Annotated in this window: 13 protein-coding genes; 5 read left to right on the top strand and 8 right to left on the bottom strand. The window is 69.1% G+C overall.

Annotation, left to right across the window (positions count from 1 at the left end; all coding sequences use genetic code 11):
• Window positions 1-79: 79 nt before the first annotated feature.
• Window positions 80-1,462, bottom strand: coding sequence for a nitrogen regulation protein NR(I) (gene ntrC, locus B1991_RS00410; RefSeq protein ID WP_136256723.1), 1,383 nt, complete (start codon window positions 1,460-1,462; stop codon window positions 80-82).
• A complete protein-coding gene (locus tag B1991_RS00405; protein ID WP_136256722.1) occupies window positions 1,452-2,465 on the bottom strand; it encodes a two-component system sensor histidine kinase NtrB in 1,014 nt (337 codons plus the stop codon). The genes ntrC and B1991_RS00405 overlap by 11 nt, the downstream gene beginning before the upstream one ends.
• 173 nt (window positions 2,466-2,638) lie before the next feature.
• On the opposite strand from B1991_RS00405, the gene B1991_RS00400 reads away from it, so the two are divergent.
• Both B1991_RS00400 and B1991_RS00395 read left to right on the top strand, forming a co-directional pair.
• Window positions 2,639-3,910, top strand: coding sequence for a M20 family metallopeptidase (locus B1991_RS00400; protein ID WP_136256721.1), 1,272 nt, complete (start codon window positions 2,639-2,641; stop codon window positions 3,908-3,910).
• A gap of 37 nt (window positions 3,911-3,947) precedes the next feature.
• Entirely contained in the window at window positions 3,948-5,420 is a 1,473-nt protein-coding gene (locus tag B1991_RS00395; protein ID WP_136256720.1) for an MFS transporter, read from the top strand.
• Window positions 5,421-5,470: 50 nt separating this feature from the next.
• Here B1991_RS00395 and ygiD read toward each other — a convergent pair whose 3' ends face one another.
• Window positions 5,471-6,265, bottom strand: a complete 795-nt coding sequence (gene ygiD, locus B1991_RS00390; RefSeq protein WP_246031005.1) for a 4,5-DOPA-extradiol-dioxygenase — start codon at window positions 6,263-6,265, stop codon at window positions 5,471-5,473.
• Window positions 6,266-6,386: 121 nt separating this feature from the next.
• On the opposite strand from ygiD, the gene B1991_RS00385 reads away from it, so the two are divergent.
• Both B1991_RS00385 and B1991_RS00380 read left to right on the top strand, forming a co-directional pair.
• On the top strand, window positions 6,387-6,998 hold the full coding sequence (locus tag B1991_RS00385) for an NAD(P)-dependent oxidoreductase (RefSeq protein WP_136256719.1): 612 nt from the start codon (window positions 6,387-6,389) through the stop codon (window positions 6,996-6,998).
• Between the two features lie 79 nt (window positions 6,999-7,077).
• Window positions 7,078-7,650 carry an NADPH-dependent FMN reductase gene (locus B1991_RS00380; RefSeq protein WP_136256718.1) on the top strand — a complete coding sequence of 191 codons (573 nt, stop codon included), beginning with the start codon at window positions 7,078-7,080 and terminating at the stop codon, window positions 7,648-7,650.
• Window positions 7,651-7,708: 58 nt separating this feature from the next.
• On the opposite strand, the gene glnA is transcribed toward B1991_RS00380, so the two are convergent.
• From glnA to B1991_RS00355, 5 genes are all read right to left on the bottom strand, one after another.
• A complete protein-coding gene (gene glnA, locus B1991_RS00375) occupies window positions 7,709-9,118 on the bottom strand; it encodes a type I glutamate--ammonia ligase (RefSeq protein WP_136256717.1) in 1,410 nt (469 codons plus the stop codon).
• Between the two features lie 177 nt (window positions 9,119-9,295).
• On the bottom strand, window positions 9,296-10,618 hold the full coding sequence (locus B1991_RS00370) for an ammonium transporter (protein ID WP_136256716.1): 1,323 nt from the start codon (window positions 10,616-10,618) through the stop codon (window positions 9,296-9,298).
• 22 nt (window positions 10,619-10,640) lie between these two features.
• Window positions 10,641-10,979 carry a P-II family nitrogen regulator gene (locus B1991_RS00365; protein ID WP_136256715.1) on the bottom strand — a complete coding sequence of 113 codons (339 nt, stop codon included), beginning with the start codon at window positions 10,977-10,979 and terminating at the stop codon, window positions 10,641-10,643.
• 24 nt (window positions 10,980-11,003) lie between these two features.
• Complete coding sequence (locus tag B1991_RS00360; RefSeq protein ID WP_136256714.1) at window positions 11,004-11,759, bottom strand: TorF family putative porin; 756 nt, start codon at window positions 11,757-11,759, stop codon at window positions 11,004-11,006.
• A gap of 271 nt (window positions 11,760-12,030) precedes the next feature.
• A complete protein-coding gene (locus B1991_RS00355) occupies window positions 12,031-12,924 on the bottom strand; it encodes a pirin family protein (protein WP_136256713.1) in 894 nt (297 codons plus the stop codon).
• 131 nt (window positions 12,925-13,055) lie between these two features.
• On the opposite strand from B1991_RS00355, the gene B1991_RS00350 reads away from it, so the two are divergent.
• On the top strand, window positions 13,056-13,853 hold the full coding sequence (locus B1991_RS00350) for an undecaprenyl-diphosphate phosphatase (RefSeq protein WP_136256712.1): 798 nt from the start codon (window positions 13,056-13,058) through the stop codon (window positions 13,851-13,853).
• Window positions 13,854-13,856 lie beyond the last annotated feature (3 nt).

Here is a 13,856-nt window from a genome sequence, read left to right as displayed (position 1 = left end):
GCGGCTACGCTCAGGGTGAACGTTGGGGGTTGCGGGAGCGCTCCGCGCGCAGGGCGGCACCCGCCGGCTCTCGGCCAACTCAACGTCGTCGCGTGCGCGAGGCGCCCAGCTTGCGGGTCAGCGTGTTGCGGCCCACGCCGAGCGCCTGCGCGGCGTTCTGCCGATGCCCTTCGTGCGCCTGCAGCGCGGCTTGCAGCAGGGTCCGGTCGAGTGCTTCGCGGGCGCGGGCGTGGATGTCCGCCTCGCCGTCGGCCAGCGCCTGGGTGGCCCAGTCGCGCAGCGCGTCGGTCCATTCGCCGCCACGCGCCGCATCCGCGCCGCCACCCAGGTCGCCGGGCAGGATCTCGCGGCCCGGCGCGATCACCGCCAGCCGCCGGCACAGGTTTTCCAGCTCGCGCACGTTGCCGGGGTAGTCGCGCTGCGCGACCTGTTTCAGCGCGGCCTTGGAGAAGCGTTTCGGCGGCAGCTTGAGTTCCTGCGCGGTGGCGGCGAGGAAGTGCTGCGCCAGCGCCGGGATGTCGCCGCGCCGCGCGCGCAGCGGCGGCAGCTCGATGCGCACCACGTCGAGCCGGTGCATCAGGTCGGCGCGGAACGCGCCGGCGGCCACGCGGGCGGCGAGGTCCTGGTGGGTGGCGGCGACGATGCGCACGTTGCAGCGGATCAGCTCGCGCCCGCCCACGCGGTAGAACTCGCCGCCGGCCAGCACGCGCAGCAACCGCGTCTGCAGGATCAGCGGCATGTCGCCGATCTCGTCGAGGAACAGCGTGCCGCCCTCGGCCTGCTCGAAGCGGCCGGCGACGCGACGGGTGGCGCCGGTGAACGCGCCGGCCTCGTGGCCGAACAGCTCGCTCTCCAGCAGCTCGCTGGGGATCGCGGCGGTGTTCAGCGCGATGAAGGGTCGCTCGCGGCGGGCGCTCTCCTCGTGCAGCGCGCGCGCCACCAGCTCCTTGCCGGTGCCGGTTTCGCCGGTGACCAGCACGTTGAGGTCGCTGGCGGCGACGCGACCGATCAGCCGGAACACCTCGCGCATCGGCGCGCTGTCGCCGAGCAGGGCATGGCGGGCGACCGGCGCGGCGGCAGCCGGGGCGGCCACGTTCGCCGCGCCGGCCAGCACGCGCTGCACCACGGCCACGGCATGATCGAGGTCGAACGGCTTGGCCAGGTAATCCACCGCGCCCGCGCGATAGGCCGCCGCGGTGGTGGCGACGTCGGTGTAGGCGCTCATCACGATCACCGGACCGATCGCGCGTTGCTGCAGGTCGCGCAGCAGGCTGAGCCCGTCCTCGCCGGGCATGCGCACGTCGGCCAGCAGCAGCGCGGGGCGGGCGTCGTGCAGCGCCGCGCGCACCGCCTCGCTGTCGCCGAATTCGCGCACCGCCAGGCCCGCGTCGCGCAGCGCCTCGGCCAGCACGAAGCGCACGCCGCGGTCGTCGTCGACGATCCAGATTTCTTCAATGCTCATGCATGCGCTCGAGCGGCAGGTACAGGGTGAACACGGTTTCGCCGGGGCGGCTGGCGCCGCGCAGTTCGCCGCCGTGTTCGCGGGCGATTTCGCGCGACAGCGCCAGGCCCAGGCCGGTGCCGTCGGCGCGACCGGAGACCAGCGGTTCGAACAAGCTGTCGCGCAGGCCGGCCGGAATGCCGGCGCCGTCGTCGATCAGCTCCAGCCGCAGCGCCGTGCGCAACATCCGCTCGCCCAGACGCACGCCGTGCTCGACGCGGGTGCGCAGGGTGAGCGTGCGCGCGCCGGCTTCCAGCGCGTTGCGCGCCAGGTTGAGCAGCAGCTGGTGCAGGCGGTCGGCATCGCCGCGCAGGTCCGGCACGCTGGGGTCGTAGTCGTGGCGCCATTGCGGCGGCGCGGATTCGGCCTGCAACAGGTCGGCGAGGCGCTCCAGCAATTGATGGATGTTGACCGGACCGAGTCGCGCGGCGCCGTCGTGGTGCAGCAGGCGGTTGGCCAGCGCGCCGAGCCGGTCGGCTTCGTCGATGATCATGCCGGCCAGCGCCTGCAGGTCGTCGTTGTCGACCCGTCGCTGCAGCAGTTGCGCGGCGCCGCGCAGGCCGGCCAGCGGGTTCTTCACCTCGTGCGCGAAACCGCGCAGGGTGGCCGACAGCGGCGAGCTGGCCGCCAGCGGCTCGGCCAGCACGTGCACCTCCAGCAACAGGCCGCCGTCGAACGGCTGCAGCGCGATGTCCGCGCGGATCTCGCGGCCGCTCGCCGCGGCCAGCGACACCGCCCGCCACTGCGCCGGCCGCTGCGCGGCCAGTACCCGCGCCGCCCGCGCCGCAGCCTCGTCGCCGTCGGCAAACAGCAAGGTCAGCGGCTGCCCCAGCGGGTGGCGCACGCCCAGTTCCAGCTCTTCCACCAATGCCGGATTGAGCCAGCGCAGACGCAGCCGGGCGTCGACCAGCACGATGCCGGTCGCCAGCTGCTGTGCCCATGCCTGCCACGCCGGATCGCTCATTGCACCATCATGGGCAATGTCTGCATTTGGTGCAAATGCCGGCAACGGCCCGCTGCACCTTTTCACCGATTCGGAACAGTCGGCGGGCACATCATGGGCGGCGCGGACGCCGCCTCCCGCGACCCGCACCGACCTATGCGCCTGCATCATTCGACACAGGGATCACCACGACCATGACCGATCACTCGACGCCAAGCTCCGGTGCGTTGCCCCACGGCCTGCAGGAACTGCTGCCGTCACTCGAAGCGCTGTACACCGACATCCACGCGCACCCGGAACTCTCCATGCAGGAAACCCGCACCGCCGGCCTGGCCGCCGAACACCTGCGCGCGGCGGGCTACGAAGTGACCACCGGCGTGGGCAAGACCGGCGTCGTCGGCCTGCTGCGCAACGGCGACGGCCCCACCGTGATGCTGCGCGCCGACATGGACGCGCTCCCCGTCGCGGAAGCCACCGGCGTGGCTTATGCGAGCAAGCTCACCGCGGTAGACCACGAGGGCAACACCGTGCCGGTGATGCACGCCTGCGGCCACGACATGCACGTCACCTGGCTGGTCGGTGCCGCCACCTTGATGGCGCAGAACCGCGACAGCTGGAAGGGCACGCTGATGACGGTGTTCCAGCCGGCGGAGGAAACGGCCCAAGGCGCGCAGGCGATGATCGACGACGGCCTGTTCCAGCGTTTCCCCAAACCCGACGTGGTGCTCGGCCAGCACGTGATGGTCGGCCCAGCCGGTGCCATCGGCGGGCGCAAGGGCGTGATCACCTCGGCGGCCGACAGCCTGCAGATCCGCCTGTTCGGGCGCGGCGCGCACGGCTCGATGCCGCAGGCCAGCATCGACCCGGTGGTGATGGCCGCCGCGACGGTGCTGCGGCTGCAGACCATCGTCGCGCGCGAGCTGGCGCCCACCGAGGCGGCGGTGCTCACGATCGGCTCGCTGCAGGCCGGTACCAAGGAAAACGTGATCCCCGACGAGGCGGTGATCAAGCTCAACGTGCGCACCTTCGACGAAGGCGTGCGTGCGCGCGTGCTCGCCGCGATCACCCGCATCGTCAACGCCGAGGCGGCGGCCTCGGGTGCGCCGAAGCCACCGGAGATCACGCCGCTGGACAACTACTCGCTGGTCACCAACGACGAGGCGGCAACCACCCGGGTGGTCGAGGCCTTCCGCCAGCACTTTCCGGCCGAGCGCATCCGGCAGACCGGGCCGACCTCGGCCAGCGAGGACTTCGGCTCGTTCGGCGCCGAGTGGGGCGTGCCCTCGGTGTTCTGGTTCGTCGGCGGCACCGACCCGGACACCTACGCGAAAGCCAAGGCCGAAAACCGGCTCAACGAGATCCCGACCAACCACAACCCGCGCTTCCTGCCGGTGCTGCACCCGACCCTGGAAACCGGCGTGGAGACGCTGATGGTGGCCGCGCGGGCGTGGCTGCGTGCCAGCTGACGTCGTGGGTGGATGAAGCCACGCAGCCTTGCGGGACATGACCATGACGCTCGAGACACAAACGGCGGCCGGTTACCGGGGAACGGATCGGCTCCTCTACGGAATCATTCTCGGCGTGCTCGCGTTCTGGCTGTTCGCCCAGACGACGCTGAACATCGGGCCGACCATGGCGTCGGATCTGAAGATCGAAACCAGCGTGATGAACATTGCCATATCGATCACGGCACTGTTCTCGGGCATTTTCATCGTCGTCATCGGTGGCCTCGCCGATCGCGTGGGCCGGGTGAAGGTCGTGCAGTGGGGCTTCGCCCTGAATATCGCAGGCTCGCTGCTGGTCGGCCTGGCGCCGACAGGTGCGCTGGCGTCGACGTTCCTGATGCCGGGACGCATCTGCCAGGGCTTGTCGGGAGCCTTCATCATGCCGGCGAGCCTGGCGCTGGTGACCGCCTATTGGGATGGCGCCGGACGCCAGCGCGCGATCAGCCTGTGGTCCATCGGCTCATGGGGCGGGTCGGGTTTCGCGGCGCTGTTCGGTGGACTGATGGCGCAGAACGTGGGCTGGCGCTGGATATTCTTCGGGTCCGCGGGCTTGTCACTGATCGGGATGCTGATGGTGCGGGGCACCCCGGAGAGCCGAGCCAGGGGCAAGGGCCACTACCACTTCGACACCAAAGGCATCCTGACCTTCATGGTCGCGATGGTGGCGCTTCAGGTCCTCGCGACGCAGGGCTCGACCTTTGGCTGGAGCAGTCCCGCCACGCTGGGTCTCTTGGCGATCACCGTCGTTTTCGGGGTGGTGTTCCTGCGTGCGGAATCGGGCAACCCCGATGCCTTTGTCGACTTCAAGCTTTTCGGGAACATGGTCTACACCGGAGCCACGCTCTCCAACCTGCTGCTGAACGGAGTCGCCGGCATCCTCATCGTGTCGATGACGCTGGTGCAACGTGGCGGAAACATGACCGCACAACAGGCCGGCATGCTGACGCTGGGATACGCCATCTCCATCGTCGTTTTCATCCGGGTCGGCGAGAAGCTGTTGCAGCATTTCGGGCCGCGCAAGCCGATGATCTGGGGCTCGCTGATCGTTGGCATGTCGATCCTGCTGTTGATGCAGACCCAGGTCATGCTCGGCACCTACGAGATCCTCGCCGTCGTGGCGTACACCTTGTTCGGCCTCGGGCTCGCCTTCTACGCCACGCCCTCGACGGATGCCGCGCTTGCCAGCCTGCCTGCCGACCAGACCGGCTCCGGCGCGGGCATCTACAAGATGGCCTCGTCGCTTGGCGCCTCCTTTGGCGTGGCGGTCTCGGCGGCGGTCTTCACGACGCTGAGTGCCGCTGGCGCAGCGCCAGGCTGGATCGAAGGCGTCATCACCTTTCTCGGGCGACAGGACAATCTTGCCGTGCGCGAAGCAGCGTGGTTCGCGCTCGGCGTGAATCTCCTGGTGGTGGTGGCAGCGATCATTTCCATCGTGCTGACCGTGCCGAAGGGGAAGCTCTCGAGGCAGTGAGGGCGTCGCGTCTCGCTGCGCACGGACAGGCCACCGAAAGCGACCCCTGCTCAGCCGAACTGCACGCTCAGCATCGAGATCGAGCCGCCGTCCATGCCTTCGACCGGGAACGTCACCGCATCGCTTTCGTCGCTGGCGCCGAGCACGTACAGCAGCGGGAGGTAGTGGTCGGGCGTGGGGATCGACAGTTCCGCGTCGCGGCCCAGCGCCTCGTAATCCACCAGCGCCTGGTGATCGCCGCGCAGCATCAGCTCGCGCGCCTTCGCCTCGAAGCGCAGCGCCCAGTCGAACGGTTCGGCCGGATGCCGGCCCCAGGCGTAGGCGTGCAGGTTGTGCACCACGTCGCCGCTGCCGAGCAGCAGCACGCCCTCGTCGCGCAACGGCCGCAGCAGCCGGCCCAGGCCATGGTGGAACCCCGGCGGCTGCGACTCGTCTATGGACAACTGCACCACCGGCACGTCGGCCTCGGGATAGACATGGCGCAGCACCGACCAGGTGCCGTGGTCCAGCCCCCACGAACGGTCCTCGCCCACGTCCAGCGGCTGCAGCAGGTCGCGCACGCGGCGGACCAGGTCGGGATCGCCCGGGGCCGGGTACTGCACCTCGAACAGTTCGCGGGGAAAGCCGCCGAAGTCGTGGATCGTGCGCGGCTTCGCCATCGCGGTGACCGCCGTGGTTGGCAGGTACCAGTGCGCCGACACCGCCAGCACTGCGCGCGGGCGCGGCAGGCGCTGGCCGATCGCGGCCCAGCCGCGACTCCAGTCGTTGTCCTGCAGAGCATTCATCGGATTGCCATGGCCGAAGAAGATCGTCGGCATGCGCGTCGAGGTGTTTCGCTCAGGCATCGGGGTACTCCCGCCGTGACGATTGGTATCCACGCATTGCTTACATTTGCGGCGTTAGTCTGGCGTGATCGTCGACGCGGCACCATCGGCAGCCCGCGCGATGCGGCGCAGGAAGACAACCATGAAGATCGCCTTGATCGGCGTCACCGGCCGCGTCGGCTCCCGCCTGCTGGCCGAACTGCGGCGGCGTGGCCACCACGTCACCGGCATCGCCCGCGACACCGGCAAGCTGGCCGGCCAGCCGGGCCTGGTGCTGAAGAACGCCGACGCCGACCGGCCTGCGCAACTGGCTCCGCTGCTGACCGGCCACGACGCGGTGCTCAGCGCGCTGAAGTTCGCCAGCACCGACGCCGCCGCGCTGATCGCCGCGGTGAAACAGGCCGGGGTCAGGCGGCTGCTGGTGGTCGGTGGCGCCGCCACGCTGGAAGTGGCGCCGGGCCGGATCCTACTCGACGCACCGGGCTTTCCCGCGGCGTATCGACCCGAAGCCGAGGGCGGCCGCCGCTTCCTCGACCTCCTGCGCGGCGAGCGCGAGCTGGACTGGACCTTCCTGTCGCCGCCCGCCGAGTTCGAACCAGGCGAGCGCACCGGCACCTTCCGCCTCGGCACCGACCAGTTGCTCGTCGATGCGAACGGCAAGAGCCGGATTTCGATGGAGGACTACGCGATCGCCTTCGTCGACGAACTGGAAGCGCCGAAGCATTCGCGGCAACGCTTCACGGTGGGTTACTGAGCGGCGCCCGTTGCCCGAGCCACTACCGCCGCGGCGGTTCCTGCGGCCACCACGCCACCTCACCTTCGAGGAAATTCACATGACCACGTTCAACGTCGGCTACATCGTCGGCAGCCTCGCCAAGGGCTCGATCAACCGCCAGCTGGCCCATGCGCTGGCCAGGCTGGCGCCGCCGCAACTGGAACTGGTGGAGATCCCGATCAAGGATTTGCCGCTGTACAGCTACGACTACGACGCCGACTACCCGGCGGTGGCACGCGCGTTCAAGCAGGCGATCGCCGGGGTCGACGGAGTGCTGTTCGTCACTCCGGAGTACAACCGCTCGATCCCCGGCGCGCTGAAGAACGCGATCGACTGGGCCAGTCGGCCGTGGGGCAAGAACTCCTTCGCGCGCAAGCCGTCGGGCATCATCGGCACCTCGCCCGGCGCGATCGGCACCGCCGTGGTGCAGGCGCAGTTGCGCGGCATGCTGTGCTTCTGCAACTCGCCGCTGATGAACACGCTGGAGGCTTATATCCAGTTCAAGCCGGGATTGATCGCCGAGGATGGCACGGTCACCAACGAATCCACCGCCGAGTTCCTGGGCAACTACATGAAGGAACTGCACCTGCACATCGAGCGCGTGTTGACCGTGCATCCGCGCGCAAACTGACGCCGACACGACAACGGGCGCCGCGGCGCCCGTTGCTTTCACCGCCTGGCCGCCTCGCTCAGAGCGAGTAGTACATCTGGAATTCCAGCGGGTGCGTGCTGGCGCGGTACTTGGTCACTTCCTTCATCTTCACCTCGATGTAGGCATCGATGAAGTCGTCGGTGAACACGCCGCCGGCTTTCAGGAACTCGCGGTCCTTGTCCAGCGCTTCCAGCGCGGCGTCGAGGCTGGAGCACACCTGCGGGATGTTCTTCTCCTCTTCCGGCGGCAGGTCGTACAGGTCCTTGTCGGCCGGCGCGCCCGGGTCGATCTTGTTCAGGATGCCGTCCAGGCCGGCCATCATCAGCGCGGTGAACACCAGGTAGCCGGAGTTCATCGGGTCGGGGAAGCGCACCTCGATGCGGCGGCCCTTCGGGCTGGCCACGTACGGGATGCGGCAGCTCGCCGAGCGGTTGCGCGCCGAGTAGGCCAGCATCACCGGCGCCTCGAAGCCCGGCACCAGGCGCTTGTAGCTGTTGGTGGTGGAGTTGGCGAACGCGTTGATCGCGCGGGCGTGCTTGAAGATGCCGCCGATGTACCACAGCGCGGTCTGGCTCAGGCCGCCGTAGAGGTCGCCGGCGAACAGGTTCTCGCCGTTCTTGGCCAGCGACTGGTGCACGTGCATGCCGCTGCCATTGTCGCCGACCAGCGGCTTGGGCATGAAGGTGACGGTCTTGCCGTTCTGGTGCGCCACGTTCTTGATGACGTACTTCATCGTCAGCAGCTCGTCGGCCTTCTTCACCAGCGTGTTGAACTTCACGCCGATCTCGCACTGGCCGGCGTTGGCCACCTCGTGGTGGTGCACCTCGACCTTCTGGCCCAGCGACTCCAGCACCTTGCACATGTCCGCGCGCAGGTCGCCGAGCGAGTCGACCGGACTGACCGGGAAATAGCCGCCCTTCACGCCCGGGCGGTGGCCGTGGTTCTCGCCGTCGTACTTGTAACGCGACGACCACGCCGCTTCCTCCGAACCGATTTCGTAGAACACGCGGCCCGGGTCGTTCTGCCAGCGCACCGAGTCGAAGATGAAGAACTCCGGCTCCGGGCCGAAGAACGCGGTGTCGGCGATGCCGGTGGATTTGAGGTACGCCTCGCCGCGCTTGGCGATCGAGCGCGGGTCGCGGCCGTAGGCCTGCATGGTCGACGGCTCCAGCACGTCGCAGTGCAGGATCAGCTGCACGTGCGCGCTGAACGGGTCGAGGTGGGCGGTGTCCGGGTCGGGCAGCAGGATCATGTCCGACTCGTTGATGCCCTTCCAGCCGGTGATCGAGGAGCCGTCGAACATCTTGCCGTCCTCGAACGTCGACTCGTCGATCGCGTGCGCCGGGAAGGTGACGTGGTGGTGCACGCCGAGCATGTCGGCGAAACGCAGGTCGACGAATTCGACCTCGTGTTCCTGGATCAGGTCGAGCACTTTCTGGGCGGTCATGGAGCAGCCTCGATGGGGATGGATGAACGGGTTGAGCAAGTCGTGTGCCAGCGGGTGGAAGCGTTGCGCGGCAACGGCTTGCGCGTTTCCGGGGCGGGCCGGAGCGTTTCAGGCTGGTGCAATCGCTCATGCAATTGCACCAACCAGGGTCAATCCGTGAGGACCGGGCCAGCCGCTTCACCCATCGTAAGCGCTTTCCCCGTGCGAGGTAATGTCCAGCCCCTCGCGCTCCGCTTCATGCGGCACGCGCAGGCCGAACGCCAGCTTGACGAGCAGCAAGGCCAGCACGGAAACCACGCCACTCCACAACACGGTGATGCCCACGCCCAGCGCCTGCACGCCGAGCTGACGGAGGATCGAGAAACCCGCCGCGCCGGTGCCGCCCAGCGCGGGCGCGGTGAACACGCCGGTCAGCAGCGCGCCGACGATGCCGCCGATGCCGTGCACGCCGAACACGTCCAGCGCATCATCCGCGCGCAGCAGCTTCTTCAGCCCGGTCACGCCCCACACGCAGCACAGGCTGGCCACCGCGCCGATCACGATCGCGCCCAGCGGACCCACCGTGCCGCAGGCCGGGGTGATGCCGACCAAGCCGGCCACCGCGCCGGAGGCGCCGCCAACCATCGAGGCGTGGCCGCGCAGGGCCGCCTCGACCGCCAGCCACGCCAGCACCGCCGCCGCGGTGGCCAGCAAGGTGTTGAGGAAGGCCAGCGCCGCGCCGGCGTTCGCCTCCAGGTTGGAGCCGGCATTGAAGCCGAACCAGCCCACCCACAGCAGCGCCGCGCCGATCATGGTGAAGGTCACGTTGTGCGGCTTCATCGGTTCGCGCCCGAAACCCAGCCGCGGCCCGACCAGCCAGGCGCCGACCAGGCCGGCCACGCCGGCGTTGATGTGCACCACGGTGCCGCCGGCAAAATCCAGCGCGCCCTTCGCAAACAGATAGCCGTCCGGTCCGTACCAGACCATGTGCGCGATCGGCAGATAGGCGAAGCTGAACCACAGCGCGGCGAACAGCAGCACGGCGCGGAAGCGCATGCGCTCGGCCAGCGCGCCCACGATCAGCGCGCCGGTGATGCCGGCGAAGGTGGCCTGGAACGCCACGAACACATACTCCGGCAACGCCACGCCGGCGCTGAAGGTGGCGGACAGCGTGTCCTTGGTGACACCGCGCAGGAACAGCTTGCCGAAGCCGCCGATCACCGCGCCGTCGCCGCCGAAGGCGAGGCTGTAGCCGTAGGCCACCCACAGCAGCAGCAGCAGCGAGAACACCGTCAGCACCTGCATCAGTACCGACAGCACGTTCTTCGCCCGCACCAGGCCGCCGTAGAACAGCGCCAGCCCCGGCACCGTCATCAGCAGCACCAGCAGGGTGGAGGTGAGCATCCACGCCACGTCGCCCTTGTCGACCACCGGTGCGGGCGTGGCGGCGTGCAGCAGCGGCGCGGCGAGGAGCAGCAGCAGGCCCGCACCGATGCCGCGATGGAACTTGATCGATTTCATGGAGCACCTCACGGTAGGCGGGTCAGAGCGCATCGGCGTCGAGCTCGCCGGTGCGGATGCGGATTACCTGCTCGACGTCGGTGACGAAGACCTTGCCGTCGCCGACGTTGCCGGTGCGCGCGGCGCGCTGGAGCTCGTCCAGCACCGTGTCGAGCAGCGCGTCGGGCACCACCGCCTCGACCTTGAGCTTGGGCAGGAAGTCGACCACGTACTCGGCGCCGCGATACAGCTCGGTGTGACCCTTCTGGCGGCCGAAGCCGCGCACTTCGGTCACGGTCATCCCCGACACGCCGACGCCTTCCAGCGCCTCGCGGACCTCGTCGAGCTTGTGCGGACGGATCACGCTGGTGATCATTTTCATGGGACGGCTCCGGTGGAAGATCGGTCAGAACGAGCGGGCCAGGCTCAGCACGGCCGTGGCGCGGCCCAGGTAATGGCCGCGCGCATTGCTGTAGACGGCACGGCGCGCATTGGTGTCGCAGTAGCCCAGCGCCAGCGACCAGTTGCCGGCGAAGCTGCGCGTCACGCCCAGCTTCCAGTCGCTGTACGACGCACCGGACACCTTCGCCACCTGCTGGTGGCCGACGTGCGCGTTGAGCTGCCAGCCCGGCGCCAGCGGCTGGTTCCAGGACAGATCCAGGTAGCCGCTGTGCTCGCTGCCGGCATAGCCGAACAAGGTGGAGAGTGCGTACGCGTACTTCAGCGACAGGCTCTTCCAGCCCAGCGCGGCGTAGATCTCGCTGGTGTTCGGCAAGGTGGTGCCTGCCGGGTAGCGGCCCGGGTACTGGTAGCGATACGCGCCGAGGTCGACGCTCCAGTCGCCACCGAAGCTGCCGCGCCAGCCGCCGTAGATGTCCAGCTCCACGCTGCTGGAAACCGGCGCGGCTGGAGTCGATGCATCGGACAGCCAGCTCACGTTGCTGCCCCAGCCGCCGACGTACCAGCCGCCGGCATGATCGAACTCGATGCCGGCCTGCACGGCAGGCTTGCGGTCGGTCTGCGAGATGCCGCGGAACAGGTAGTCGCTGACCGCGCCGGCACTGCCGATCCACTGACTGGCCGGTGCCTCGCCCGCCCGCAGCGGCAGGGTAATGGCACCGCACAGCACGACCACGGCCACAGATATCCCGCTTCGCCTCATGAGCCCGCCCTCGAACAGGTGGCGCCGTGGCGATGGCCGTCCAGACGTCCAGACGTCCATGCACCGACAGCATGGCCGCGCGACCGCGCGGCCTCACCTGCCCCTCAGCAAGCCCCATGCCATGAGTGGAAACCGTTGCCGCGACGGCATCGACATCACCGCCGCGCGGCGGATGCCCCGGCATTCGCACCATCCGCACCCGTCGAAGCGACCGCTTTGCACTGTTCCAGTGCGCGGCATCATGCCGGCGAGCGGTTCAAGCCGATCCGCCTCAGGACATCGGCTCCGGCTTCGCTCCCAGCTTCGGCGGCAGCGGGATGAACTCGTCGTGGTCCAGGTCCGGCAGCTTCATCCGCCCGGCGGCCCAGTCGGCGCGGGCCTGGTCGAGCCGCTCCGGCGAGGAGGAGACGAAATTCCAGTCGATGTAGCGCGGTCCCACCGGCTCGCCGCCCAGCGCCATCACCACCGCGTCGCCCGGCGCGGCGATGGTGGCGGACTTGCCGGGCGTCAGCACGGCCATGCTGCCGACCTCCACGCGCTGACCCTCCACCTCGACGTCGCCGCTGGCGACATAGACCGCGCGCTCGCTGTATTCCGCCGGCAGCGAGACGCGCGAACCGGCGCGCAACGTCCAGTGCACGTAGAACTGCGGCGAATCCACCTTTACCGGCGATGCCACGCCGGCCAGCCGCCCGGCGATCATCCGCCCGCTGACGCCACCCTCGCCGAACAGCGGCAGCGCCTCGCTGGCGTAGTGCCAGAAGCCCGGTTCCATTTCCTCGCGTTCGTCGGGCAGCGCCGCCCATAGCTGCACGCCGTCGAGCGGCCCGCCTTCGCGGCGCAGGCGCTCGAAGCGTTCGGAGTGGGTGATGCCGCGGCCGGCGGTCATCCAGTTGACCTCGCCCGGGCGGATCGCCTGCTCCGAACCGAGGCTGTCGCGGTGCGTGATCTCGCCGTCGAACAAATAGGTGATGGTCGACAGGCCGATGTGCGGGTGCGGGCGCACGTCCGCCTCGCGCGGCAGGCCCGGCGCCAGCTGCTTCGGGCCCATGCGGTCGAAAAAGATGTACGGCCCGACCATGCGGCGCTGGGCGAACGGCAGCACGCGGCCAACCTCGAAACTGCCGAGGTCGCGGCGGCGCTGGGGAATGACGAGCTCGATCATGGCGTACCTCCGGGCAGGCGGGCGGGTCGACGGACGGCCACTATCGCACCACGGGCGTGCTTTCACCTCGCCGTGCCAGCGTCGGGCCAACCCCGTAAGCTATGCCGCTGCCTACCGCACCGGACCTCCCCGTGATCGATCTGTTCCACGTCATCCTGCTCGGCATCATCGAAGGCATCACCGAATTCCTGCCGATCTCCTCGACCGGGCACCTGCTGATCGCCGAGAAATTCGGGCTGGGCGCGCGCTCGGACCTGTTCAACATCGGCATCCAGGCCGGCGCGATCCTGGCGGTGACGCTGATCTACCGCCGGCGCATCTGGCTGCTGCTGACGCAGTGGCGCGAGCCGGGCAACCGCGATTACCTGCTGAAGCTGACCGTGGCCTTCCTGATCACCGCCGTGCTCGGTTTGGTCGCGGTGAAGCTCGGCTTCAAGCTGCCGGAGACGGTGACGCCGGTGGCGTGGGCGCTGGTGATCGGCGGCCTGTGGATGATCGCCGCCGAACGACTGGCCGCGCGCCAGCCCGAACGCAGCGAAGTCACCTGGCGGGTGGCGATCCTGGTCGGCATCGCGCAGATGATCGCCGGCATCTTCCCCGGCACGTCGCGTTCGGCCGCGACCATCTTCGCGGCGATGCTGTTCGGCACCAGCAACCGCGCCGCGGCCACCGAGTTCGCCTTCCTGGTCGGCATTCCCACCATGTATGCGGCGACCGGTTACGAGCTGCTGAAGGTGGTCAAGGGCGGCGGCGCGGCGCATGAGGACTGGACCGCGCTGGCGGTCGGCTTCGTGGTCTCGGCGATCATGGCGTTCGTGGCGGTGAAGTGGCTGCTCGGCTACATCCGCGCGCACGCGTTCACGCCGTTCGCGATCTACCGCATCGCGTTCGGCGTGGCGCTGTTGCTGCTGGTGCCGGCCGGCGGCTGATCG

The sequence above is a fragment of the Rhodanobacter lindaniclasticus genome (assembly GCF_004799035.1).
Lineage (GTDB): Bacteria > Pseudomonadota > Gammaproteobacteria > Xanthomonadales > Rhodanobacteraceae > Rhodanobacter > Rhodanobacter lindaniclasticus.
The sequence above is the reverse complement of the archived record's forward strand: the minus strand, read 5'-3'. Positions and strand labels throughout refer to the sequence as shown.

Coding starts and splice junctions, on each gene's coding strand:
- B1991_RS00360 (WP_136256714.1), bottom strand. CDS start 11,759: ATGAGGCGAAGCGGGATATCTGTGGCCGTGGTCGTGCTGTGCGGTGCC.
- B1991_RS00385 (WP_136256719.1), top strand. CDS start 6,387: ATGAAGATCGCCTTGATCGGCGTCACCGGCCGCGTCGGCTCCCGCCTG.
- ygiD (WP_246031005.1), bottom strand. CDS start 6,265: ATGCCTGAGCGAAACACCTCGACGCGCATGCCGACGATCTTCTTCGGC.
- B1991_RS00395 (WP_136256720.1), top strand. CDS start 3,948: ATGACCATGACGCTCGAGACACAAACGGCGGCCGGTTACCGGGGAACG.
- glnA (WP_136256717.1), bottom strand. CDS start 9,118: ATGACCGCCCAGAAAGTGCTCGACCTGATCCAGGAACACGAGGTCGAA.
- B1991_RS00380 (WP_136256718.1), top strand. CDS start 7,078: ATGACCACGTTCAACGTCGGCTACATCGTCGGCAGCCTCGCCAAGGGC.
- B1991_RS00405 (WP_136256722.1), bottom strand. CDS start 2,465: ATGAGCGATCCGGCGTGGCAGGCATGGGCACAGCAGCTGGCGACCGGC.
- B1991_RS00370 (WP_136256716.1), bottom strand. CDS start 10,618: ATGAAATCGATCAAGTTCCATCGCGGCATCGGTGCGGGCCTGCTGCTG.
- B1991_RS00365 (WP_136256715.1), bottom strand. CDS start 10,979: ATGAAAATGATCACCAGCGTGATCCGTCCGCACAAGCTCGACGAGGTC.
- ntrC (WP_136256723.1), bottom strand. CDS start 1,462: ATGAGCATTGAAGAAATCTGGATCGTCGACGACGACCGCGGCGTGCGC.
- B1991_RS00355 (WP_136256713.1), bottom strand. CDS start 12,924: ATGATCGAGCTCGTCATTCCCCAGCGCCGCCGCGACCTCGGCAGTTTC.
- B1991_RS00400 (WP_136256721.1), top strand. CDS start 2,639: ATGACCGATCACTCGACGCCAAGCTCCGGTGCGTTGCCCCACGGCCTG.